Here is a 23,619-nt window from a genome sequence, read left to right as displayed (position 1 = left end):
CATAGGCCGGTTACTCAACCTCTTCACCCCAAACGAGTGCCAGAACTATTTCGCTGCAGCTGGATACGATGCAATATGATCGGATTCCGCTCTAACAGTCTTAAACTTTAAGCGTGGCGTGTTTGGGGTTCGAATGTCGGCGTTAAACTCCTAACTCCTGACATGCCCGGCCTTTACTCCGGCGACGCGGAGCCCACCAGAACATTCTTCGTCATATCTCTGCGGTTCTCGAGCGGCTCAGTCGCTATCAAACCAGGGCGATCGGCGCGATCCAAAGCTGACAGGAGACGAAACCCCGGGGAAGGCAACAATGTCTGAACTCCCCCGCGGTGTCTGATGCCGAACGGAAAATGAAAGAGCCTCCCGTGCGGCAGGCTCTAATACAGAACCGATCAGCGACTAGGAGAAGATGCCGTTGTTCCCTCAGGCGTCCCCTTGGGAGGTGGAGCGAGGCGCCTGATTCGAAGCACTGCGGGAGGTGCATGGCTTCGATCAACTCATCATGCGCACGGCATTATCGTTCACCAGCGCTTATGCTGCAGCGCAGCTATGATGAAGAAGTATTGCTACCTGTCGGGTCTGCATAAATTGTAACTAGGCGTTTTTCGCAAGCACTCCGACCCACCCGCCAGGGCGTAATATTTGTCATTGAGCCTTTGCGACTGGGGTTGCCGACGGGAGGAACAAACGAGCGCATCCCGTTGCAGCGTATTGAACCTGATGCGGTGATCTCGGATCACTGTTTGCGCGGCCGGTATCCATATCAACAGCTCTTCCGGGAGGAGCTTTCCCGATGATACGTCAAAGCAGTAATTAGGCTCGACGGTGGCCCGGGGAGAGCCATTCTGTTGGATCAAGCCGACTTTCGCGAAGTCGCGCGGGAGGGGACACCCCCTCGCTGCCGCTCCTTGCTACCGTTTAATCGCATGGCATGCCAATATCCAGTTGCTGCGGCGCAACATTGATGATTTGATGCTTTCGGCGCTAAACTCTTTGCTGGATAATCATTTTGTTAGACGGCCGTGATCAAAAACACGTGATCCTGATTGTAGAAGAGGACCGGGGCATCCGCGCAGAGGCGGTAACTGCGTGTAAAAAGTCCGGCTATGGGACAATCGAAGCTTCTAGTGGCGCAGATGCGCTGGAGATCCTAGAAAAGCGGTGCGACGTCAGTCTGGTGTTCACATCCGTTAATATGAAAGGCCCGATAGATGGTGTCCAACTCGCGGTGCGCGTTCATGCAAGATGGCCAAAGCTAGCGATTGTTATGACGTCCGGGGTCGTAAATCTGCGACAGTCGCTGCTACCACAACGCTTTAGATTTCTCAGCAAACCATACGCGACTGAGCACCTAATGACATGCTTCAAGCTCCTAATCGAATTCGAACATCGACAAGAAGTCTCGTCCCCACAATGAAGTCTGCAAGGCAGAAACGCGAGCGCCGTTTCGCTGGCCTGTCTCTGTGCAGACCGAAAATCACGCCGATGGAGGACGCTTAAATTCGACCCCTTTCGCCAATGACGCGACGCGGCAGCCTCATCGTCAATGCGCCCTGCAGCGAGCATTCCGTCTGGAGCGATACCGGCTGCGTCGTGCTGATCCAATGGCATCGGCCCGTGAAAATACTTAAAGAGGAAATAGCGTGAAGCCGTAAGTCTAAGATGTTGAACCGGCTCTCAAATCCCGGGCCTTGAACAGATTGGCCGTGCCCCTGTCAAAGGACCAAGAAAATTCCCGAAAATTTTTCCTCATCGATGCCTTGAAACCAAAAACTCCGAAAACCAGATAATTTTCGCTGGATGCTACAAGGGCCAGCGACAGCAAAGGCGTCGGTCGTCCGGCGTCTTCGTACCCATGTTGCTTCAAGGAGGATATGGCTATGGCAACATCTTACGACTATGCACCGCTTTTCCGCTCGAGCGTTGGCTTCGATAGGGTCTTTAACCTTCTGGAGAATGCGCAGCGGGCCCGTTCCATCAGCGATTGGCCGCCTTACGATATCATCAAGACGGGTGAGGACACCTATCGCATCACTGTCGCCGTCGCCGGCTTCTCGCAGGATGATCTCAACCTCACATTCCAGTCAAACCTGTTGACGATCATCGGAAACAAAGGCGAAACGCAAAGTGAAAGCTATCTGCATCGCGGGATTGCCGGCCGGCCATTCGAACACCGTTTCGAATTGGCCGATCACGTCCGGGTCTCCGGTGCTGATTTAACCAATGGTCTCTTGTCCATCGATCTGGTTCGAGAAATTCCCGAGGCGATGAAGCCGCGGAAGATCGATATTCGGACGAATGCGCAACTTGCAAAATCAGCGAGTGCACCGCAGATCGAAACTCAGAAAGCCGCCTGAGGGCTTGATCATCGCAGGGCGCTGGGAACCAGCGCCCTGCCTACCCTCTCTTCAACAATCGGGCTTTTGAAAGGAGTGCGCCATGAAACCCGATATGTTTAGAACACCTGTAACGGTTCTGCTCGGTCTCGGTATTCCGACGCGGGTCTCCACAGTCATGCATGCCTATCGGCTTCTGCTGGAATGGCCAAATCTGAATGATGATCCAGCTCATGCCGTTGCCGTAAAAACCTGCAAGGCAGCGCTTGCGGGCGAAATAGAGGCGGAGACTGCCCGTAGCGTGTTTGTCGCTTTTGCTGAGAAACACGATCTGCTCGCTCCCCAGATCAGTGCCGTGGTGACATCACGCAACAGGCACGGCAGTGACCCGCACCTGCGATGATCTCATTGCGCCATCGTCTGTGATCCGGCAGACAAGCATAAACCATGGTTGCAATCTTTCGCATGCGCCCGGCGAGCCACGCCCCATCAGTGCACGGCGGCAAGCGCAATGCCGTCGGCGACTTCCTCGCAGCGATCGGTCAAATTGGCGGTCGCGACACGGAGGTGGCTGCTCGGCAGAACCGAGAATTTCGCTCCGGGATGAACGGCAATGCCCCTCGCCGCCAGCGTGACCAGCGCAAACGGTTCCGAGGACACCGGGACCCAGGCGCAAAGACCACCTCCATGGGCAGCCTCGACGCCGCGCTCGGCGAGCGCATCGATCAGTGCCGCACGGCGTTTGGCGTAGAGGTCGCGCGCCCGGAAGAGCGTCTCGTCCGTTGCCGGATCGCGCAGCAGCCAGGCCGCCGCCGATTGCAGGATGCGGCTCGTCCATCCGGCGCTGAAGGCGCGGTAGGACTGGATCTGCTCGATCATTGCCCGCGAACCGGACAAGACGGCGAGCCTGAGGTCCGGCCCGTGCGTCTTCGAGAAGGACAGGACGTGAATGACACGGTCCGGATAAAGTGTGCCGAGCGAGTGGCGCGGCGCCGACGAGATGTCGGCCACCCCATCATCCTCGACGACAAGCGTATCGCTATCCTTGAGGATGGCGCCAAGTTTTTCCATTCGCGTGGCACTGACGCTTTGGCCGGTGACGGAGTGAACGCGCGGCTGGAAGATGAAGGCGGCCGGCCGGTAGTTCATCGCGTTTTCCAACGACGCCGGCACAGGTCCCTCGTCATCGCACTGGACCGGCAGGATACGGACCCCGCGATCTTCGAGAATATCGAGAAGCCGCATGCCCGTCGGCATTTCGATCGCAACGGAAGCACCTGGCGTTACGAGGGCATGGATCAGCGTATAGACGGCATTGTAGCCGCCATTTGTCGCGAGAAATGCTTCCGGCTGATAAGGCCATGAGCGTCTGACGGCTTCTTCAAGCTCGGGGAGAATGCGGCTGCGCTGGTAGCTGTTTACATTCTCAGCATTCGCGCCATAGGACATCGCCTCGGCAAGCTTCGGCAGCAGCCGGACATCCGGTACTGCTGCCGTCAGGTCCAGAACGCCCTCGCCGTAATCACCGACGCTCGCCAGACGCGCCGGCTTGGCAATGAAGCGGTCGCCGCTCACCCAGGTGCCGTTTCGGCCGCGGCCGCTGATGATTTTCTGCCGCCGCAGTTCGCTCCACGCTTCCGAAATGGTTGCCGGGCTGATTCCGAGCGCAAAGGCCAGGTCGCGGATGGCCGGCAGTTTCGTGCCCACCGGCAGTGCTCCGGCCCGGATCAAGGCGCTGGTTTCGATCGCGATTCCGCGAATCGTACGATCTTTCAATTTGTCTGCAAACCAGTCTGCGTCCCGAAATTCATTCATTTTCGCGCTGCTTTTTAATGGTCAATAACGTAATAACATTTGATCAATCCGATTTGAACATTTACCCATTTTGAAAACAAGCTTTTTTAAAGAGAAATTCCGATGCCGCTGATGCTCCGCCTCGCCCTTCGTGACTGGGACTATATGACGCCACTCGTTCTCGGTGACGTCTCGTCGCTGAGGCTCGACATCAAGGTCGATCGTGTCGGCACGCTGATCTCGCATGTCGGCAGGAGCAAGGATTATGATGCCGCGGAAATGTCCTTTAGCCGCTACACGCAGCTTCGCATCGACGGCGACGACAGCGTCACCGGCATTCCGAACTTCATCATGCGTGGCTTCCGCCATCGCTGCATCGTCACTACCAAGGACAGCAAGCTTCGCGAACTCGGCGATCTCGCCGGCAAGCGCATCGGCGTGACCGGCTGGCGCGACTCCGGCAACACCTGGACGCGCGCTGCGATCCGCCGCGAGGGCGTCGAGGTCGAAGATGCGAGGTGGTACGCCGGCCGCTTGACCGAGGCGCATCCGATCGTCGACCGCCTCGACGGTTTCGGCCGCCCCGGCCGCATAGAAGCGGCCCCCGGCGAACGCCCGATGGTCGAACTGCTGACGGAAGGGGTGCTCGACGCGATCTTCACACCCTTCATGCCCGAAGGCTATTTCGCCAGCGGATCGCCTTTCCGGCAGCTGCTATCCGACTTTCGCGGCGCCGAGCGTCGCTATTTCGACCAAGTAGGATATGTGCCCGGCATGCACCTCATCGGCATCAAGTCGGTCATCGCCGCCGAGCACCCTTGGGTGATCGAGGAGCTCAGCCGGCTGGTCGATGAATCGCAGCGCATGTGGCTTGCCAAGCGGCGGAAGTATGCCGAGACGACGCCCTTCATGTTCGACGAACTGCTGAAATGCGCCGCCGAACTGCCGCAGGGCTGGGACGCGAGCGGTTTTGCGCCCAACCGAAAGATGATCGCCGACTTCGCGGGTGAACTGCACGCGCAGGGCATCCTGCCGCGGCTGATGACGCCGGAAGAATTGTTTCCGCTCGATATCGACGGCAAGCCGATAGCTGCCGCCGCCTGACACCCGAAAACGCCAATCAAAAAAGGGGAACGACCATGCAATTAAAGAAAATCACCACTGTTGCGCTCGCCGGCGTCATGCTCTCCGGCGCAGCCTTCGCCGAAGACGCAAGCCTGCCGAAACTCTCGGTCAACGAGGAGCTGAAGGCCAAGTTGCCGGAGGCGATCCGCACCGCCGGCAAGATGATTTCCGTCAACAACGGTTCCTTCCCTCCCTATGAGATCGTCACCGGCACCGAGATGACCGGTGCCAGCGCCGACCTGACCGATGCGCTCGGACAGGTGCTTGGCGTCACGATCGAGCATCAGACGGTCGGCGGCCTGCCCGCCCTCCTCGCCGGCGTCAATTCCGGCCGCTACCAGTTCGCCTTCGGCCCCGTCGGCGACTTCAAGAGCCGCGAAGAGGCCAACGACTTCATCGACTGGGTCCAGGAATTCGTGGTTTTCGCGGTCCAAAAGAGCAATCCGAAAGCGATCACCTCACTCGACACCGCCTGCGGCAACCGTATCGCCGTGATGGCCGGCGGCTCGGCGGAAAAGGTCATCCAGGTCCAGGCCGAGAAGTGCAAGACCGATGGCAAGGATCCGATCGAAGTCCAGTCCTTCACCGATCAACCGAGCTCAATCCTCGCTGTTCGATCGAAGCGTTCGGACGCCTTCTTCTCCTCCCAGGCGCCGCTCACCTATTTCGTGTCGCAGTCCAATGGCCAGCTGGAGCTCACCGGTGTCGGTCAGAAGAACGGCTTCGAAGCGCTCTACCAGGGCGCCGTCGTTCCGAAAGGCTCGCCGCTCGGCCCGGTGCTGCGTGACGCGGTCAAGCTTCTGATGGATAATGGCACCTATGCCGCCATCATGAAGAAGTGGGGCCTCGAGAACAACATCATCAAGGAGCCGGGCATCAACCTCGGCGGGACGTTGCCGAAATGAGCACTGATATCAAAACCACCGCATCGCCACCCGGCGATGCGGCAGTACGGGATGTGGCACATGCCCACAAGCCCTTCCCCGCTGGTCGTGTCGCGGCCTGGGTTGTGGTCCTGACAATAGCCGCCTACTTCGCCTGGTCGGTTGCCGGAAACGAAAATTTCGGCTGGCCCGTTGTCGCCCAGTATTTCTTCGATCCTGTCGTCGTCAGCGGCCTCTACGTGTCGCTTGGCCTGACCGTTGTGGCGATGATCATCGGCACCGTCCTCGGCCTGCTGCTCGCCGTCGCCCGCATGTCGAAGGACCATCTGGCAAGCTCGCTTGCCTCGCTGTTCATCTGGTTCTTCCGCGGCACACCGCTGCTGGTGCAGCTGATCTTTTGGTACAATCTTTCAACGCTCTTCCCAACACTGTCGATCGGCATCCCATTCTTCGGACCGACCTTCGCCAGTTGGGACACCAATTCCGTCATCAGCCCGATGACTGCCGCCATTGCCGGCCTCGCCCTCAATGAATCTGCCTATATGGCAGAGATCATCCGCGGCGGCCTGCTGTCGGTCGACAAGGGTCAGTTCGAGACCGCCGAAGCCTTCGGCATGACCCGCGCGAGAGCGCTTCGCCGCATCATCATCCCGCAGGCGATGCGCTCGATCGTGCCGCCGACCGGCAACCAGCTGATCAGCATGATCAAGGCGACCTCGCTCGTCAGCGTCATTGCCATGGCCGACCTGCTCTACTCGGTCCAGTCGATCTATAACCGCACCTTCGAAGTCATCCCGATGCTGCTCGTCGCCGTCACCTGGTACCTGCTGATCACCTCGGTGCTGAATATAGGGCAGAGCTATATCGAGCGCTATTACGGCCGCGGTGACCGGCACACCGGCACCGCCAAGGCCGAAAAGGAAGCCGCCGTGCCGGCACCGGCACTTGCTGCCGCACAGGAGGCGAGCCAATGAACGCGACCGCGACTATCGAGCCGCTCGTGCGCGCCCGCAACGTCCACAAATCCTTCGATCAGCTCGAGGTTTTGAAAGGCATCGATCTCGACGTCGCTCCAGGCGAAGTTGTCGTCATCTTGGGGCCGTCGGGTTCGGGTAAGTCGACCTTCCTGCGCTGTATCAACCGCCTCGAAACGATCAAGCAGGGATCGATCGAGGTGGATGGCGAGCAGATTGGCTACAACTTTCGCAAGGGCAAGCTGGTGCAGCTTTCTACTCACGCCGTCGCGCTTCAGCGCCGAAAGATCGGCATGGTGTTCCAGCAGTTCAATCTCTATCCGCATATGACGGCGCTGCAGAACATCATCGAGGCACCGGTGGGTATCCACGGCGAAACTCGCAAGGAAGCGACGGAAAATGCCAAACGTCTGCTCGAACGCGTCGGCCTCTCGGCCAAGGCGAACAGCTATCCCCGTCAGCTTTCCGGCGGCCAGCAGCAGCGCGTGGCAATCGCCCGTGCACTGGCGATCAAGCCGAAGCTGATGCTCTTCGACGAGCCAACCTCGGCGCTCGACCCGGAGCTCGTCGGCGAAGTGCTGGCCACCATGCGCGATCTCGCCAATCAGGGCCTGACAATGATCGTCGTCACGCACGAGATCGGCTTTGCCCGCGAAGCGGCCGACCGCGTCGTGTTCATGGACGGCGGCAAGGTCGTCGAGCAGGGCAAGCCGGGGGATGTGCTCGGCAATCCGCAACACCCGCGCACCCGAAGCTTCCTGTCGCGCTTCATTTAGCGCGGCATCTTCCTCCTCCTTTCAGCCGTCTGCCGCAGCCGCGGCGGCGGCTCCATGCAAGACCGGAACCGCCATGCACCTGACGAACGACTATGCCAACCTTTCGGATTTCGAGCCTGCCAAAGCCGAGCTGACGGCGATCCGCCGTCACCTGCACGCCAATCCTGAGCTTTCCTTCGAAGAAGCCGAAACCGCGCGTTTCGTCGCCGACAAGCTGGAGGCCTGGGGTTACCATGTGACACGAAATGTCGGCGGCCATGGCGTCGTTGCCCGTATGATTGTAGGCAGCGGCAAGAAGAGCATCGCAATTCGAGCCGACATGGACGCCCTGCCCATAACGGAGCAGACCGGTCTCGACCATGCCAGCAAGGTGCCGGGCAAGATGCATGCCTGCGGCCATGACGGCCATACCGCTATGCTTCTGGGCGCCGCCGAATATCTGGCCCGGACCCGCCGCTTCAACGGCACCGTGACGCTGATCTTCCAGCCGGCCGAAGAGGCAGGTGCGGTCAGCGGCGCCCCGGCGATGATCGCCGATGGCCTCTTCGAGCGCTTTCCTTTCGACGTGATCTACGGCCTGCACAATCATCCGGGCGCCCCCGAAGGAACTTTCCTGATGCGCACCGGCCCGCTGATGGCGGCCGCCGATACGGCCGAGATCACGATAACCGGCAAGGGCGGCCATGCCTCACGCCCGCATCTGACGATCGATCCTGTCGTCGTCGCCTGCCACCTCGTCGTCACACTGCAGACCGTCGTGTCGCGCAGCGTCGACCCGACGCAGACTGCCGTGGTGACCGTCGGTGCCATCCACAGCGGCGAAGCATCGAATGTCATTCCTGAGAATGCCAAGCTCTTGATGACCGTCCGCTCCTTCGATCCCAAAGTGCGCGAGCTTTTGGAAACGCGCATCCGCAAGCTGTCCGAATCCATTGCCGAAGGTTTCGGCGCCAAGGCGGAGATCGATTACGTCCATGGCCATCCCGTCGTCGTGAACTCTGAGACCGAGACCGAATTTGCCTGGACGGTCGCCGAGGAACTGGTCGGCGCCGACAGGGTGACAACCTGCGGTCTCATCCCGGGCAGTGAAGACTTCTCGCATTTCCTCGAGCACAAGCCCGGCGCCTTCCTCCGTCTCGGTAATGGTGTCAACTCGGCGATCCTGCACAGCGCCAGATATGACTTCGCGGATGAAAGCCTGACGGCGGGTGCCGCTATGTGGGCGCGGTTGACCGAACGCTATCTCGATGAATAGGCGCCGTTCGACCGTCGCCTTGAGCCCGCCAGCTTGGCAGGCGACCAGTCCCGGGGAACGAAACCAATTTCATCAGTTCGCTAGCGGCAGTTTTCATCGGCTACTTGCTTTGCTTGAGCGCCTGAAATCGGCGCACACTTCGTGTACGCTGATTAGAACGACTGACGGTGTATCGGCCGCACGGGATGACGAGTGAAGATGGCAGCGAGATCCCTCGCTCGGTACAGATCTCGCCGGACGATTCCGGCACCTTTGTCGGCCATCGCCGACCTGGAGGAGATCGTTAGCCTGCTGCTGACCCCGATCTTTCCGGCCCGAAACGGCATCCGCCTGCTCGGCGTCTCGCTGTCGCCGCTGGAGCGGCGCGTCGCTTCAGCGGAGCCGCAGTTGCGGCTTGCGCTTTAGACCGCCAGCATCGGCCGGATATAGAAGCGCCGGCGTGGCGTTTGACCCGGAAAGCCCCCGCCGGCAGTGGCCGCAGGATTTCCTCTTCGGGGACAAGTCCGTCCAGCCAGGCCATGCGTTGGTCGCGTGTCAGCACCGCCATCTGCCGATCGTGGAACGGCGCGATATCGGCGTAGGCCTCGATGGTCAGGATGGCATAGGCTTCCGGCAAGCCGTCGGCCGCCGGCCGCCAAATCCCCGCGAAATAGAACCGGTCGCCATTGGAGAGCGAAAAACTAAAGTTCTTGTGGCGAAACTCCGAGGCCGGGATCAGGCAGCGGTGGGTCCGGAAGGTCCGTCCTTCCGAGCGGACAACGTTGACAGCGCGCGGGCCGCCGTTGCGGGGACGCAGCCCCCATGGCAGTTCAACCATCTCAATATCGCAGTCATGGCACCTGATGATGACGCGGCGCGCGTCGAGCGGGCATCGGGCTGGAAAACGGTCGCGTTCATAATGATCGGGACATATCCGGCTCTGCTGGTCACAGGACAAATCCGAACGTGTCGCCGTCAGTCAGATCATGGAACCGCCGCCTCGCCGGAGCGTTTCTTGCTCACATCGGACGCTACCAGCATCCCGCTGGCACTCCCGAACCGGAGGTAATCATGAAAACGCTGATCGTCTCCATGGGCCTGTTGGCTGCAACCGTCTTTTCGGCCTTTGCAGCGGAACCGGCCAAAATGGTCGACACGAAGATGGGTAAGATCCTGGCAAACGCCAAAGGTATGACACTCTATACGTTCGACAAGGACGCCATGGGCAAATCAAACTGCGACGAGGCCTGCTTGAAGAAATGGCCGGCCTTCCACGCCGCCGCCAAGGCCAAGGTCGAAGGCGAATGGTCACTCGTCAAGGCAGCCGACGGCAAGGAGATGTGGGCTTACGAAGGGAAGCCGCTCTACACCTTCGCCGGAGACAAGAAGCCCGGCGATATGACCGGCGATGGCGTCGGCGGCGTTTGGCATGTCGCCAAGTAGCCCTTCGCACCAGAGCCTTTCGCGCTGAATTCAAAGGCTCGAAACCGGGGATGAGGGCGACGATCTATCCGCGACGCGCCTCATCCCAATCCGACATCGAGACAATCACCCCTTCGCCGGCGTTTTCAAAACCGGCATCTGCATCACAACCTCTTCAAGCGTCTCATCCTGATCGTCGCGCTACCCGGATGGTCGCGCGAATACAACTGAATCGCGACAACAGAACCTCATGTCTGTCGACGGAACTGAGTTTGTTCTTGCGCTGTCCATTGGATGGTCGCTAAGGCATGTTGCGGCGGTGGTGAGCTTTGTGTGGGACAAGCGGCCTCGGCAATAGAATTCGAGAATCGAAGGCAATTCAATGACCGGACAACTTTCTCTTCCTCGTGATCGGATCTCGGTCCTCCTATTGGAAGGGATCAGTCAGAGCGCGGTGGACTACTTTGCGTCTTCCGGCTATGTCAATCTCACTCACTTGCCGAAGGCCCTGGATGACAAGGATCTCAAAAGTCATATAGCCGAAGCGCATATCATCGGAATTCGTTCACGCACGCAGCTCACAGAGGAAATTTTCAGCTCCGCCAAGAAGCTCATGGCCGTCGGCTGCTTTTCTGTAGGAACAAATCAGGTCGACCTGGACGCGGCCCGCCGACGCGGGATTCCCGTGTTCAACGCGCCCTATTCGAATACGCGCTCAGTCGCAGAGCTTGTAATCGGTGAAATCATCATGCTGACCAGGCGGATTTTCCCACGTTCGGCTTCCGCCCATGAAGGCGGATGGGACAAATCCGCGGTTGGTAGTCGTGAGGTGCGCGGAAAAACGCTTGGCATCGTGGGCTACGGCAACATTGGTTCGCAGCTTAGCGTTCTTGCGGAAAGCATGGGCATGAACGTGCGCTATTTTGATCCTTCAGACAAGCTTCGCCACGGCAATTCAGAATCGATGGCCACGCTCGGCGAGCTTCTCGAAATCTCGGATTTCGTGACTATGCATGTTCCCGAAACCAGTTCGACGCAAAACATGATAGCCGAGGCCGAGCTGCGCAAAATGAAAAAGGGAGCGCTTTTCATCAATAACTCCCGCGGGACCGTGGTGGATCTCGAAGCGCTTGCGAAGGTTTTGAAGGAAGGACACCTCGCAGGCGCAGCGGTGGACGTGTTCCCGAAGGAGCCAGCATCAAACAACGAGCGTTTCGAAACGCCGCTTCAGGGTTTGGAAAATGTCATCCTCACGCCGCATATTGGCGGCTCGACCGAAGAAGCCCAGGAGCGCATCGGCGGGGAAGTCTCCAGGAAGCTTGTGGAGTATTCCGACGTAGGCTCTACTCTAGGCGCGGTCAATTTTCCCCAGGTTCAGCTGCCGCCACGTCCAAACGGCACGCGTTTCATCCATGTTCATGAGAACCGTCCTGGCATCCTAAACAGTCTGAACACGATTTTTTCGTCGCGTGGACTTAATATCGTCGGAGAGTTCCTGCAGACACACGGCGAAATGGGTTACGTGGTCATTGAAGTCGAGGGCGTCGGCCAGACGGCCGATGATATACTGAATGCGCTTCGCCAGATTCCAGGAACGATACGGGCCCGATTGGTTTATTGACGCCGGTGGGAGCTATCACTCGCCCAAATGTTCTCATATAGCTGTTAGAGCTGAACTCGCAGAAACCTTTATCGGAACTAGCACCTGCACCAAATGTGCGGGAAAGTGGGAATTCGCGTCACACGAGGGCGCGAGGGACGGCAGCCGCAGGAGTTGGCGTGTTAGCGCAAGCTGGACCGACTGCCCCGCGCCATCGTGTTCCGTTTTGAGGCGGAGGCGGCCATCCGCAGCCATCCTCTCAGCAGACGGCCCGTCCTGCATTCGCCTTGCCTTTGCCTTGTTAGCGTCACGGAAGCCGCGATATAAGGCGCGATGAATTCAGATTCCAAGATATTCGTTGGTTTGCGACCTCTCCGCAAAAAGCCAGATTCGAACCGGGAGCCGGATGGTCCGAAATGCCAATGGGACGGGTGCCAAAAGGGCGGCATTCACCGCGCTCCCGTTGGACGGGATGGAGAGGGATTGTATCTGCTCTTCTGTGCCGAGCATATGAAGGACTATGGCAGAGGCTACAATTTTGCGAGCAATCTGTCCGATCCTGTCGTCGCTCGCTATCAGAGAGAAGCGGCAAGCGGCGCCCGTCCGACATGGGGAAGCAGGATCCGTCAGCCGGCGGAGGCAGCGCTCCCCTTCACGGTCCGATCTGGTTCTGCAAAGGCGATGAATGCCCGCAGAAACGCTGCAGAACGTCAGGGGGCAAGAGCGGATCTCCAACGGCGCAAGCTGAAAGTGCTGGAAGCCAAAGCGTTCGAAACACTCGGCCTTCTGCCGGAGGCAAGCCCCGAGCAAATCAGAAGCCGCTATAAGCAGGAGCTAAAGATGCACCATCCTGACGCCAATAGCGGAGATCGGAATTCGGAGGACGAGCTTCGGGCTGCGATCGACGCCTATAAGATCCTCAAATTGAACGGCTTTTGCTGAACAAAAAGAGCGCTGGCGAGCAGCGGCTCAGGCTCCATTACCCGGCCGCTCGAGCGGGCGTACAATATCGACGATGTCGACACGCGAGGCGGCTGGGTCTTCCCTGTTCCAGGCGACCCCGAGCCCGATCTTGAAACCGACACCCCTCACCTTCTTCAGCTCGAACCCGCGGTTCGGCAGATCCTGCGTCCATTCCGACACGAAACCGATGCCAAGCACGGCGGAGACAAGCGATACAGCGAGAAGGTGCCGCCACGGGTGTAGGCGATATTGCCGCTCAGATCGTGCTCCTTGAATTCTTCCGCAGAATAGCACTCGCTGTAGGAGGGTTTTGGCGGGAGAAGGAGATGATCTTCTCTTCCCTGAGTTCGTCGATGCCGGTCTCGCTCTTGGCGGACAATGGGATGCAACGGCCAGGAGATAACGTTCATGGGCAATTGAGAAGAAGCGTAAGGAGCCGCTCCACCGGACGGATGAAGCCGAGATTGATGCGGCCTGCCTCGATATGGCGGATGATGCCATCGGTGGTACCACTTTCGATATGCAGGCGGATATCGGGATATTTGCGGGCAATGCGTGGGAGGAAGGACGGCAGCATGCCGATCGTGGAAGATAGACGGTACCGATCGCAATCTCTCGTGCCGTTTTGCCGGCGACCAACCAGGCAATCTAGCAAAAGTTACCGCGAACACTGTCAGTCAAGTCTAGCAGGACGATTTTGGACCGCGAGACGCACAGCCGGTTACTACCATTGGCGCGATAGGTGTCGGGCGGCCGGCACTGTGAGCCGCTTTCGCGCGCCTTACCACAGGATCACAAACGTTGACCTGGACCTGCGACTGATACCTCATCATCCTGTGGCAATTGCCATCCGCCGCTCGGCTGTGGGCGCGGTCCCCCTATTCTCTCGACTGGTCATTACCTTCGGCTATATGGAGACGCCGAACATCCCCCGTGCGCTCGCGCTCGTTCGCAAGCTCGGGCTGAAGTTCGATATCATGTCGACGTCCTTTTTCCTGTCGCGCCGAACGATCCTGCCGTCGAAGAAGGGAGGGATGCCCTTCTGGCAGGACAGGGTGTTCATCGCCCTTGCCCAGAACGCCGGCAATGCCACAGATTATTTCGGGCTTCCCAGCGGCCGTGTCGTCGAGCTTGGCCTGCAGACGGTTATTTAGCCCAGCGTGAATCTGAGCATAGCAAGCTATCCTTGTCTCCGACTTCAACCGAAAACGAGGCCGTTTCCGAGCCGACATTTGAGGTTCGCAGTATTGTGCTTCCGCCGTGGCGTTGGAAAATAATCGCAACATCTCGGGGCCATAGCGTGCCGACCTCGTCGGGCAGATCCGGCACGCGGTCGCCGATCAGGCCATCGGCGTAGACTGCAGTCCTCGAAGGTGAGGATGCCGGGTCCGCAAGTGCCTGCGCCTGTTGCCACGTTATCGCTCGATCTGCTCAAACTTGCACTGCCTCGGCCGCTTGTCGGGGCGCCACCGAAGAAGCTTGGTGCCGTGCCGGAAGCGGTGGCCGGTCACATGGTCGAAACGCACTTCGACAACAAGTTCTGGCGTCAGGGGCTCCCACTCCGACGACCGCCTTGTGCTCCATCGACTTGGCCCACCTGGTGCTTTGCCCGTAAAGCCCGACCCGCCTCGCAGCGCTTCAAGCCTCGACGTCAGTTCCGGCCGCTCGGCGTCTGTGATCGTGGACGTGAAGCCAACATGGTCGAGGTCGCCCTGATCGTTGTAAAGACCGAGGAGAAGAGAGCCGACGAAGTGGCTGTCACTCTCATACCGAAAACCGCCGACGACACAGTCGGCCGTCCTCAACCGCTTCACCTTCATCATTGCCCGTTCGCCTGGTAGGTAGAGCCCGTCAACGCGCTTGCACACGACACCATCGGTATCAGCACCAGATGCCGACAGCCACCGTGTTGCTTCAATCCGATCGCGCGTGAAGGGCGACAAGATCAAACGCCCTTGGTTAACGGCATCCTTTGCGAACGCCTCCAAGGCAGCGCGGCGAAACTCCAAGTCCTGATCAAGGATCGGAATACCGTCGATGCCCATCAGCATATCGAACAGAACCAGCTTCGCAGGGGTTTCGGCGGACAGCCTCTGGACGCGGCTTTCGGCCGGGTGCAGGCGCATCTGCAATGCGTCGAATGAAAGCTTCCCGTCGATGTCGATCACAAGCTCCCCGTCGACCACGAAGCGCTCGAGCGACAGATTTGCAAAGAATTCTGAGATCTCGGGAAAATAGCGTCCAAGTGGTTTCCCCGATTTCGCCCGCAGGTCCACGGCGCTGCCTTCCTTGAACACCAGACAGTGAAACCCATCCCATTTGGGCTCATACTGCCAGCCCCGGTCATCTGGTAAGTCGTCCGCTGAGCGGGCTTCCATGGGCTGGATATCGAGCGGTAGCCCGAACGCCCGATCGCTTGATGCACGCTTAGCCATCACGCTGTCGTCCTCGAGGATTTGGCAAGAAGTGAAAGCTGCTCCAGCCGCCGCTCGCCGAACGATAATCTTCCGAAACTTCTGTCGCTTGGCAGCGCCGATACCTCCTGTTGATGGGCTTTCAACGGCAATGCCCAACCGCAGGCGAAGGTTCCAGGGCTCCCCCTTGTCCGATTGTCCCAGTTTAGAGCTCTCCCGCGTTTGCGCACATAAATCGCCGGCGGGTGGAGCCTGTCTACACCACCTTGTCGATATCAACACCGTGAAACGCAGCAATTTGATCGAGCTTTCGAAATGCGGCCCTGTGAGTGTCGGTTACATCGCTCGCGCTCGAAACTGCTGTTGCCTGCCTTGTCTCCCGGAAGTAGACGGCCGTGTTATCGATCCGGTGGCTTTCGCAACGACTAAAGCAAATTCGGCAGCTGTCATCGATCGCTCGGTGCCGCTGACGGGCACAAGAATGCGAAGATCGGCATCATTTTCTGGCAGACGCCCACGCGATGTGATGATTTCGGTTGTGCCGGCGAAGGCATGAGATCGTGCCCCTTCTCTGAAGTCTCGGTCAGCACTTTCTGGAGCTCAGCATCCTTCTTGCGGACGCTGATATGAAGCTCACCAACAGCCTCGCGGCTCTCCCCCAGCACAGCCTGGGTTTCAACGGCTTTCTCTGCGGTAGACTGAACGCGCTGACTGATCTCCTTCGCACGGCTGTCCGAGCCAGTTCCAGCATCACGCTGCTTCTCGGCGGCGCCGTCATCACCGTCGACATCGAGAACCGTCACTGGCATCTTTCTCAGTGCAGCACATAGAAGCGGTACCAAGCCTGCACGGCTTCGGACATCGTCTTAAAGTCGGGCTTTTCGAGCTCTTTCTTCATTCAAGCACTCCTTCCATCCTCCAACACGTAGGACTGTGAAAAAGAGCTTCAACCTGCCACCGAAAGATGGGGTTGGACCGTCCCCCCGCCGCACTAGATACGTCCTCCAACGGAGGAATTTGCCATCGATCCGTTCGCGGAAGCCGTTACCTATCCGCACAAATAACGGTGTGTCCCAGGTGACGTGGAAGGCGACGTCGATAACGTTTTCCACAGTAGACCTCCTGTTGATGTTCCCAGCGAAACAACGGCGCCGCTGCCAGGTTCCTCAGGACTGCAGTTTGGTGCGCTATCGGACGCGTGATCGAGCCATTGGCTTGGAGAATTCTCGGATGGGTTTGGTAAATGCTGATACATCGGAAATAACGATTACCGCACTGCCACTCCATACCCTCAACAGCCTGCCGCCAGCTTTTGGCTTCTAGTTATGGTGTTCCCACGAAACGCAAGAGCTGACCCCGAAAGCCTACGCACATGGCCGCATCGTGCAGTGGAAAGCCGTGGCCGGCGCAACTGCCTGACGTGACAAGCAAGCGCCTTGTTCAGGCGTCCACGAACAACGCGACATCGCCCGGTCGGGAGCATCCCTTCGCCATTTGGATGATCCTCATTCCCTGTGAGACGTTGTAACGCAATCCGGCTGCCAAACTCTTTGGGGCGAAGACACATTGCATCAGTCCCCGTTCCCTTGCGTGTGGCTCGAAGGTATCTATTGTTCACGAATGCCGGGGGTTGGGAGTATGTAATGTCGGCAGTGCCGTTCTCAAAGATTTCGACGCCGCTCAACGTGCTGTTCGCTACAGTGGGTCTCTTGGTCGTTGCCGCACTGACGACGCAGGGCCTTACTGCACAGGAGAGGCTTGTCTTTGAATTGCTACTTGCAGCAATTTGGCTGGCCTATGTCCTCCAATTGAGCGGCACATTGCTTTCACGGCGACACCGCTTGTCGGGCGGGATGCCGGCCCTCGTGATTGATTTGCTCGCGGTTCTGGTTCCGGCTGCTGCATTCTTGTTCGTTGGGTCCCGTGATCGAGACCTCTATTGCGCCATTTGGCTTCTCAAGCCATTGCGCGACTCGACCTTCTTCAGGCTGCTGGCAAAGGTGGTTGCGAATGAATCGCGCAATCTGCTTGGCGTGACATCTGTCTTCGGCATCGTTCTCTTTGGCGCTGCGTTGGCTGGTTATGTCATCGAGCGCGACGTCCAGCCCGATAAGTTCGGCAGCATTCCGCAGGCGATGTGGTGGGCGGTCGTGACGCTGTCGACGACCGGCTACGGCGACGAGATCCCACAAAGCCTGGCAGGCCGGGTGCTGGCCGGATTGGTGATGATGAGCGGCATCGGCATTTTTGCGCTTTGGGCCGGCATCCTCGCCACCGGCTTCTACGAAGAGGTTCGCCGCCAGGACTTCGTTCGCAACTGGCAGCTGGTCGCCGCCGTACCCCTGTTCCAGAAGCTTGGTTCCGCTGCACTGATCGAGATCGTTCGGGCGCTGCGACCGCGCATTGTCCCCGCAGGTGCCGTGATCTGCCGCAAAGGCGATGTTGGCGATCAGATGTTCTTCATTGTCGAGGGGCGGGTCACCGTGGCGACACCCGACCATCCAGTGGAACTCGGTGCCGGAAACTTCTTTGGCGAAATGGCGCTGGTCAGCGGCGACCCTCGCTCAGCGACGGTCAGCGCAGCAACCGAGGTATCGCTGCTGTCGCTCTACGCCGTGGATTTCCAGATATTGTCAAGCAGTAGTCCGGAGATCGCGGAGGCCATCCGCAAGACGGCGCTGGAGCGGCGGGGCGGGCCGCCCAAGGAATAATCCATAAACCGATGGCTGCGCATTGCCGCGGCCGGTGAGCATTACGTGACTGACCCGCCACTGAACTTTCATGGGATTAGAGCCTCAGCGGGTTTTGGTCTGGCGATGGCAGCGCCGATCGCTCCTGATAACAAGACAAGCTTCGGACCTGTCACGGCATACGACGCATGCCAGGAACATGCTCATTGGACCTGCGTTTTACGGTGAAGGCAATAAAGCGCTGGCCGAACAAACATGGACCGTCGGAATTTCTCGAAAAGCCACGTAGGTGTTCTTTGCTTGGTCGCAGCCCTATCAGGCTGCTCCTCTTCCGGTACTGACCAAGTCAGCGCGCAATCAAGAATTATTGCCTCCTGCTCGAATTCTGCCCGCATGGCGCTCACTGGCTGGCACTTGGAGCAGCTACCGGAGGCTTATGTACAGCAGACCTTGCAGTCGATGCAGCGCAGTGTCGAAAGTGCTGCTTCTGAAATCGAAACTGTCCACGGCGTCGACCCGACAAAGCGCGAATTACTGACGAGGTCGGTGAGCGACATAGTCAATCTACTTGCGGAAGCGCAAAATCAGGTTGCGCATGGAGATCACGACACGCTGCGAACGATAATGCAGCTGCACGATGCGGTCGATCGGCTCAGCCTGACTTCAGGTACGAGACGCTCCACATGAAGAAGATATTGGAAATATCGCTTGGAATTGTGACGAGTGTTGGCGGCTTTCTTGAAATCGGATCGCTGGCGACGGCTGCCCAAGCGGGATCGGCATTTGGTCTTCAGCTCATCTGGGCGATCGTGCTCGGCACGATCTGCATCATTTTTCTTGTTGAAATGGCTGGCCGTTTTGCCGCGGTGAGCGGCCATACGATTTCGGATGGCATCCGTGAGCGGTTCGGTTTCAATTTTTTCCTGCTTCCATTCCTCTCGACTCTGTTGCTCAATCTGATGGTCCTTGCCGCCGAAATAGGAGGCACGGCTGTTGCCCTGGAGCTTGCCACAGGCATCGCTTTTCAGTGGTGGGCGCTCGCCGTTGCGTTCATTGCCTGGTTGTTGCTCTGGAGGGGCACTTTCGGTTTCATCGAGAAAGGCGTTTCCATCCTTGGGTTGGTGACGCTCTGTTTCGTCGTTGCGGCAGTATTGCTTAAACCTGATTTGAAGACGGTGGCCGCCAGTGTTTTGCCAAGCATGCCGCAGCATGACCACGCCAGCTACTGGTTTATGGCCGTCAGCATTCTCGGCGCCTCGATATCACCCTACCTATTCCTGTTCTATTCATCTGGAGCCGTCGAAGACCGGTGGGACAAAACGTATCTAGGCACCAATCGCATCATCGCAGGACTTGGAATGAGCTTTGGCGGCACAATATCGATCGCCGTGCTGATCGTTGCCGGCCTTGTGCTGGCTCCGAATGGGGTGGATGAAGTTACCGATTACCATCAGTTGCCGACCATGCTGGTCCCCGTGTTTGGCCTTTGGGGATACTGGTTATTTGTTGCTTCCTTGGGTATCGCCTGTTTCGGCGCGATCCTGGAAGTTGGGTTGCAGCAGGCATACCTGGCGGCTCAGGGACTGGGTTGGAACTGGGGCGAAGACCGCAAACCGAGTGAAGACCCAGGATTCAGTGCTGCCTACACGCTGGCACTTTTGTTTGCGGCCATCCCGATCGCCTTTGGGGTCGATCCGCTAAATCTGACAATTCTGTCCATGGCTTTGACTGCTGCCACGCTCCCGCTGACAGTCGTTCCGTTTCTCTTCCTGATGAATGATGAGCGATATGTTGGAAAACATGGGAACGGCATTATTTCTAATTCGGCAGTCGTCTTGATCATTCTTCTGGGCTCTGTCCTGGCGATTGTGACCATCCCGCTGGAGCTGCTCGGAGGCACGTGATGGATTTGCTGCATGATGTTCTGGACAAGCAACTGGTCGACCGCGACGGCGTGAAGATGGGCAAGGTAGACGGCATCGTCGCCGAACTGCGCCAAGATGGCCCTCCCCGCGTGGTCGCGATAGAAGTCGGCGCTATTGCGATGGCCGGTCGACTTGGTCACCGACCACAGCGATGGATAACTTGGTTTGCCACCAAACTTGGCGGTGATCGACACTCCAGACCCCATCGCGTGGCGTGGAGCGCTGTCTACGGGATTGGGATTGACGTTCAGTTGAACGCGGCCGTGAAAGACACCGCGATTTTTGACTGGCAAGACTGGCTGCGAGAAAGAGTGGTGGGTAAAATTCCCGGAGCCTAAAATGGTGGAGATCAATATCGAATTGCTTCTGGGCCGGGCCGTCTCATCGAGAGCGGGCAAAACGATTGGCCATATCGAAGCGATACGGGCCGAACAAGACGGGCCAGATCTTGTTATAACCGAGTTCCATGTCGGCCTATACGCCGCCATGAAGCGAATGTCTGCATCGCCATTAGGTATAGAGCTACTCGATCTTTTTCACCTCCGCCGGAGGCATTGCGGCTATCGCATACGCTGGAATCAAATCGAACTCGGCAAAGCCGAGTTGAGGCTGCTTTGCGACGAAACGGAACTTGCCCCGCTGGACGGCAGCCATTTGAAGAAATAGCCGTTGCGGTGTCAGCCGGCATAACCGCATCTGTCGACGGCAGCTTCCGAGCACGACGATGGCGACAGGACTCACTATCGAGCGAGCTGGCACGATCATCGGACTCAACCTCCGCCGCCTTTTCGGACTTCACTATTCCGCAAAAAGGACGACAGCCTTTCTATGCGCGTTCACAGCGATGACGGGCATTACACGGCAGACAGCGCACACCACGCTCGACAAGTTGAGAACCGATTTGGGGGCCACGCCGCTCGGGCGCAAGAACCTGATGTTCGTTCAGCCGCCAGTTTCGAGGATGCACCCACTATGCGGTTTGCGGTTTGCTTCCTACCAGGCTTGCGCGAAAAGTAGGAAATGCGGTGGTGTTCGCCATGGGCGAAACGCCAACCGGCTAAAAGAAACTACATGGCCGCCCCATGCTACCGATCGAGCACGTTCCTGATGCGCAACGCGAGATCTGCGAGTGCAAATGGCTTCTGCAGGAGATGGACCCCCTTATCGAGCCGGCCCTGATGGACGATGGCATTGCGAGAATAACCGGTCGTGAACAGGGCCCTGATCGACGGTTGAAGTTCTCTCGCCCTTGCGACCACATCCGCGCCGCTCATGCCCCCGGGTAACACGACATCGGTAAATATAAGATCCACCGGTAGGTTGAACGCCAGAACCTGCAATGCCGTTGGACCGTCCTTGGCTTCCAAGACGCGATAACCGAGCTCCTTTAATGACTCCACAGAATAGGTCAGGACGTCGGGGTCATCCTCGACCACCAGAATGATCTCGCCGACAGCCGCCTCGGGGAGTGGGAGCGGGGCAATGGCTTCCTCATCAACATGCCCCGATAGGAGCCTCGGCAGGTAGATCTTGACGGTTGTCCCTTGCCCAAGCTCTGAGTAGATCTTCACATGTCCTTTCGATTGCTTGGCGAAGCCGTAGACCTGGCTTAGGCCAAGCCCCGTCCCTTTCCCCTGATCCTTGGTCGTAAAAAAAGGCTCGAAAGCGCGAGCGACGGTTTCTGCGTCCATCCCCGATCCAGTATCGGAGACAGATATTGCAACATATTGTCCCGGAACCACTTCAGCATGATTTGCTGAATAGGCTTCATCCAGGTGCGCGTTGAAGGTCTCGATCGTGAGCTTCCCGCCATCCGACATCGCGTCCCGTGCATTGATGGCCAGATTAAGAAGGGCACTTTCCAACGCATTCGGATCTGCTTCAGTTTTCCAAAGGCCGCCTGCAAGAACGATCTCCACCTCGTAAATTTCTCCCAGCGTTCGATGCAAAAGGTCCGACACCCCCCGAATAAGGCTATTGGCGTCGACAGGTTTCGGATCAAGCGGTTGGCGCCTGGCGAAGGCGAGGAGCCGTTGGGTCAACGCCGCCGCTCTTTCGGCACCGCCCATCGCCTGCGAAGCAGCGCGGCGAAGCCGGGTTGCCTCAGCCGGCAGAGTTCGCAACAGCGTGTCGAGATTTCCAACAATGATCTGTAGCAAATTATTGAAATCATGCGCGACGCCACCGGTCAGCTGCCCAACCGCCTCCATCTTTTGCGCTTGCCGTAAGGCTTCGGCATTGCGGGTCAACTCATCCGTCTTCTGGATTACAAGATCTTCGAGATGAGCGTTCAGCTCCTTCAGAGCCTCTTCCGCGCGACGTCGTTCCTCCAGTTCGCGCTGTGCAGCCTCGAAAAGCCGCGAGTTGTCGATGGCAACAGCCGTCTCACCGGCAAGACCGAGCAATCCCCGTTCCGACTCCTCGCTGAACACGCCGGTATCAGCGTGGCCGAAAAACAACCCTCCAATCACCTCTTCTGTTCGAGAAATGACAGGGACTGCGAGATAGCTCCTCACGGGAAGATGCCCTTCCGGCATCCCCGCGTACGGAGCATTTTGTCCATAACGAGGATCTTGCGTGATATCATCTGACCGAACGATGCCTTCCCCTTTGAATGTTGCGGAAAATACGGCCGTGTTGCGAGGCATGGGGAAGCTGGAGAACGCCTCGTGCGGCACGCCCGCTAGCGAATAGAGCATGTAGCTTTCGCCGGCGTGATCGACGAGGTTGTAGAAAAACGCGCCGAATTGCGCCCCCGTCAGTTCGACGCCTGCGTCCGTCACCGCCTGAACAAGCCGTTCAAGATCGTTTTCGCGTGCCAGGATAGCTCCTGCACGATTAAGAACCTCCAGCGCACGAGTGCGCTCGCGCAGAGCGGATTCGGTCCGCCGCTGCCTTGTGCGATCTCTGAGAATTTTTACGAAACCGATTAAGCCTTCGCCATCGGCAAACAGCGGCGTGGTTTCACCAACCGCCCAGATTTTGCTCCCGTCCTTCCGAAATCGCCACCCCTCGCCGCCACCCTTGCCGTTTGCCTTTGCATCGGCAAGTTCGGTGGCGAGCAAACCCGCGGCATCCTGATGCGCGGGAAAAATCTCGAGCAGAGTCTTTCCCACCATCTCATCTTCAGTCCAGCCAAGCAGATTGCTGGCCCCTTTGCTCCAACTGACGACGATTCCGTGCGGGTCTAAGATAATGATGCCGGTATCGACGGCACTGTCGAGGATCTGCTGAAGTCGCTCGGCAGGCAGGTACGTGGATGAGGTCATCTTCTACCATCGGGAGTGTAAGGGCGCGAATTGGCTCCAAAGTATCACAAGCATCTTGCTGGTCCAGCAGTCGCTCTGACGCTGTCACAACCTTGGCTGTTGATCAAAACAAGGCCGAGGCTATATGTGCGTCAGCTGCGCCTGGGCCAAGCCTGCCAAACCTCACCCCATGGAATTCTGCGAGAACGGCGCAAAGGCGACCGCCTGGGAAAT

The 23,619-nt window shown here is 58.4% G+C and carries 21 protein-coding genes and 4 pseudogenes; 19 read left to right on the top strand and 6 right to left on the bottom strand.

Annotated elements, in window-relative coordinates; translation table 11 throughout:
• The first annotated feature begins 1,036 nt into the window (after window positions 1-1,036).
• From FHX14_RS32395 to FHX14_RS32380, 4 genes and pseudogenes are all read left to right on the top strand, one after another.
• Window positions 1,037-1,417, top strand: coding sequence for a response regulator (locus FHX14_RS32395; protein ID WP_348649281.1), 381 nt, complete (start codon window positions 1,037-1,039; stop codon window positions 1,415-1,417).
• Between the two features lie 113 nt (window positions 1,418-1,530).
• Window positions 1,531-1,647: pseudogene (locus FHX14_RS32390) on the top strand (allophanate hydrolase); the annotation flags it as partial.
• Between the two features lie 233 nt (window positions 1,648-1,880).
• Window positions 1,881-2,357: an Hsp20 family protein gene (locus FHX14_RS32385; RefSeq protein WP_184381187.1), complete on the top strand. Its 477-nt coding sequence runs from the start codon at window positions 1,881-1,883 to the stop codon at window positions 2,355-2,357.
• 82 nt (window positions 2,358-2,439) lie between these two features.
• Entirely contained in the window at window positions 2,440-2,739 is a 300-nt protein-coding gene (locus FHX14_RS32380) for a DUF982 domain-containing protein (RefSeq protein WP_184381183.1), read from the top strand.
• Window positions 2,740-2,825: 86 nt separating this feature from the next.
• Here the strand turns inward: FHX14_RS32380 and FHX14_RS32375 are convergent, their stop codons facing one another.
• Window positions 2,826-4,151 (bottom strand): PLP-dependent aminotransferase family protein, encoded by a 1,326-nt coding sequence (locus FHX14_RS32375; RefSeq protein ID WP_184381181.1) that lies wholly within the window; start codon window positions 4,149-4,151, stop codon window positions 2,826-2,828.
• 102 nt (window positions 4,152-4,253) lie between these two features.
• On the opposite strand from FHX14_RS32375, the gene FHX14_RS32370 reads away from it, so the two are divergent.
• The 6 genes from FHX14_RS32370 to FHX14_RS32345 all read left to right on the top strand — a co-directional run bounded on the left by FHX14_RS32370 (window position 4,254) and on the right by FHX14_RS32345 (window position 9,549).
• Window positions 4,254-5,234 carry a nitrate ABC transporter substrate-binding protein gene (locus FHX14_RS32370; protein ID WP_184381179.1) on the top strand — a complete coding sequence of 327 codons (981 nt, stop codon included), beginning with the start codon at window positions 4,254-4,256 and terminating at the stop codon, window positions 5,232-5,234.
• Window positions 5,235-5,269: 35 nt separating this feature from the next.
• The gene (locus FHX14_RS32365; RefSeq protein WP_184381178.1) at window positions 5,270-6,160 is read left to right on the top strand and encodes an ABC transporter substrate-binding protein; all 891 of its coding nucleotides are present in this window, start codon (window positions 5,270-5,272) and stop codon (window positions 6,158-6,160) included.
• Window positions 6,157-7,113, top strand: a complete 957-nt coding sequence (locus tag FHX14_RS32360; RefSeq protein ID WP_012556088.1) for an amino acid ABC transporter permease — start codon at window positions 6,157-6,159, stop codon at window positions 7,111-7,113. The genes FHX14_RS32365 and FHX14_RS32360 overlap by 4 nt, the downstream gene beginning before the upstream one ends.
• Window positions 7,110-7,889 (top strand): amino acid ABC transporter ATP-binding protein, encoded by a 780-nt coding sequence (locus FHX14_RS32355; RefSeq protein ID WP_184381176.1) that lies wholly within the window; start codon window positions 7,110-7,112, stop codon window positions 7,887-7,889. The genes FHX14_RS32360 and FHX14_RS32355 overlap by 4 nt, the downstream gene beginning before the upstream one ends.
• A 73-nt stretch (window positions 7,890-7,962) precedes the next feature.
• Entirely contained in the window at window positions 7,963-9,144 is a 1,182-nt protein-coding gene (locus FHX14_RS32350) for a M20 aminoacylase family protein (protein ID WP_184381174.1), read from the top strand.
• A 192-nt stretch (window positions 9,145-9,336) separates the two neighbouring features.
• A complete protein-coding gene (locus FHX14_RS32345) occupies window positions 9,337-9,549 on the top strand; it encodes a hypothetical protein (protein WP_348625876.1) in 213 nt (70 codons plus the stop codon).
• Here the strand turns inward: FHX14_RS32345 and FHX14_RS32340 are convergent.
• Window positions 9,546-10,044: pseudogene (locus FHX14_RS32340) on the bottom strand (SOS response-associated peptidase family protein). The gene FHX14_RS32345 and the pseudogene FHX14_RS32340 overlap by 4 nt on opposite strands.
• A 150-nt stretch (window positions 10,045-10,194) precedes the next feature.
• Between FHX14_RS32340 and FHX14_RS32335 the strand changes: the two are divergent.
• The 3 genes from FHX14_RS32335 (at window position 10,195) to FHX14_RS32325 (ending at window position 13,087) form a co-directional block, all read left to right on the top strand.
• Entirely contained in the window at window positions 10,195-10,566 is a 372-nt protein-coding gene (locus FHX14_RS32335) for a hypothetical protein (protein WP_003591024.1), read from the top strand.
• A 361-nt stretch (window positions 10,567-10,927) separates the two neighbouring features.
• Complete coding sequence (serA, locus tag FHX14_RS32330; protein WP_179611269.1) at window positions 10,928-12,166, top strand: phosphoglycerate dehydrogenase; 1,239 nt, start codon at window positions 10,928-10,930, stop codon at window positions 12,164-12,166.
• 312 nt (window positions 12,167-12,478) lie between these two features.
• Entirely contained in the window at window positions 12,479-13,087 is a 609-nt protein-coding gene (locus FHX14_RS32325; RefSeq protein WP_184381172.1) for a J domain-containing protein, read from the top strand.
• A gap of 27 nt (window positions 13,088-13,114) precedes the next feature.
• On the opposite strand, the pseudogene FHX14_RS32320 reads toward FHX14_RS32325, so the two are convergent.
• Window positions 13,115-13,744 (bottom strand): annotated as a pseudogene (locus tag FHX14_RS32320) (LysR family substrate-binding domain-containing protein); the annotation flags it as partial.
• Between the two features lie 242 nt (window positions 13,745-13,986).
• Between FHX14_RS32320 and trkD the strand changes: the two are divergent.
• Window positions 13,987-14,262, top strand: a pseudogene (trkD, locus tag FHX14_RS32315) (potassium transporter Kup); the annotation flags it as partial.
• Between the two features lie 261 nt (window positions 14,263-14,523).
• Here trkD and FHX14_RS32310 read toward each other — a convergent pair.
• Both FHX14_RS32310 and FHX14_RS32305 read right to left on the bottom strand, forming a co-directional pair.
• Entirely contained in the window at window positions 14,524-15,543 is a 1,020-nt protein-coding gene (locus FHX14_RS32310; RefSeq protein WP_184381170.1) for an ATP-dependent DNA ligase, read from the bottom strand.
• A gap of 425 nt (window positions 15,544-15,968) precedes the next feature.
• Window positions 15,969-16,325: a hypothetical protein gene (locus FHX14_RS32305; RefSeq protein ID WP_184381168.1), complete on the bottom strand. Its 357-nt coding sequence runs from the start codon at window positions 16,323-16,325 to the stop codon at window positions 15,969-15,971.
• Window positions 16,326-17,165: 840 nt separating this feature from the next.
• On the opposite strand from FHX14_RS32305, the gene FHX14_RS32300 reads away from it, so the two are divergent.
• The 5 genes from FHX14_RS32300 to FHX14_RS32280 all read left to right on the top strand — a co-directional run bounded on the left by FHX14_RS32300 (window position 17,166) and on the right by FHX14_RS32280 (window position 20,803).
• Window positions 17,166-18,233, top strand: a complete 1,068-nt coding sequence (locus tag FHX14_RS32300; RefSeq protein WP_184381166.1) for a cyclic nucleotide-gated ion channel — start codon at window positions 17,166-17,168, stop codon at window positions 18,231-18,233.
• Between the two features lie 372 nt (window positions 18,234-18,605).
• Window positions 18,606-18,899 (top strand): hypothetical protein, encoded by a 294-nt coding sequence (locus FHX14_RS32295; protein ID WP_184381164.1) that lies wholly within the window; start codon window positions 18,606-18,608, stop codon window positions 18,897-18,899.
• Window positions 18,896-20,116, top strand: a complete 1,221-nt coding sequence (locus FHX14_RS32290) for an Nramp family divalent metal transporter (RefSeq protein WP_003591014.1) — start codon at window positions 18,896-18,898, stop codon at window positions 20,114-20,116. The genes FHX14_RS32295 and FHX14_RS32290 overlap by 4 nt, the downstream gene beginning before the upstream one ends.
• Window positions 20,116-20,475, top strand: a complete 360-nt coding sequence (locus tag FHX14_RS32285; protein ID WP_184381162.1) for a hypothetical protein — start codon at window positions 20,116-20,118, stop codon at window positions 20,473-20,475. Before FHX14_RS32290 ends, FHX14_RS32285 begins: the two co-directional genes overlap by 1 nt.
• 1 nt (window position 20,476) lies before the next feature.
• A complete protein-coding gene (locus FHX14_RS32280) occupies window positions 20,477-20,803 on the top strand; it encodes a hypothetical protein (RefSeq protein ID WP_184381160.1) in 327 nt (108 codons plus the stop codon).
• A gap of 419 nt (window positions 20,804-21,222) precedes the next feature.
• On the opposite strand, the gene FHX14_RS32275 is transcribed toward FHX14_RS32280, so the two are convergent.
• Window positions 21,223-23,406 (bottom strand): ATP-binding protein, encoded by a 2,184-nt coding sequence (locus FHX14_RS32275; protein WP_012556079.1) that lies wholly within the window; start codon window positions 23,404-23,406, stop codon window positions 21,223-21,225.
• Window positions 23,407-23,619: the final 213 nt, after the last annotated feature.

Source organism: Rhizobium sp. BK619 (genome assembly GCF_014195245.1).
Taxonomy (GTDB): Bacteria; Pseudomonadota; Alphaproteobacteria; order Rhizobiales; family Rhizobiaceae; genus Rhizobium; species Rhizobium acidisoli.
The sequence above is the reverse complement of the archived record's forward strand: the minus strand, read 5'-3'. Positions and strand labels throughout refer to the sequence as shown.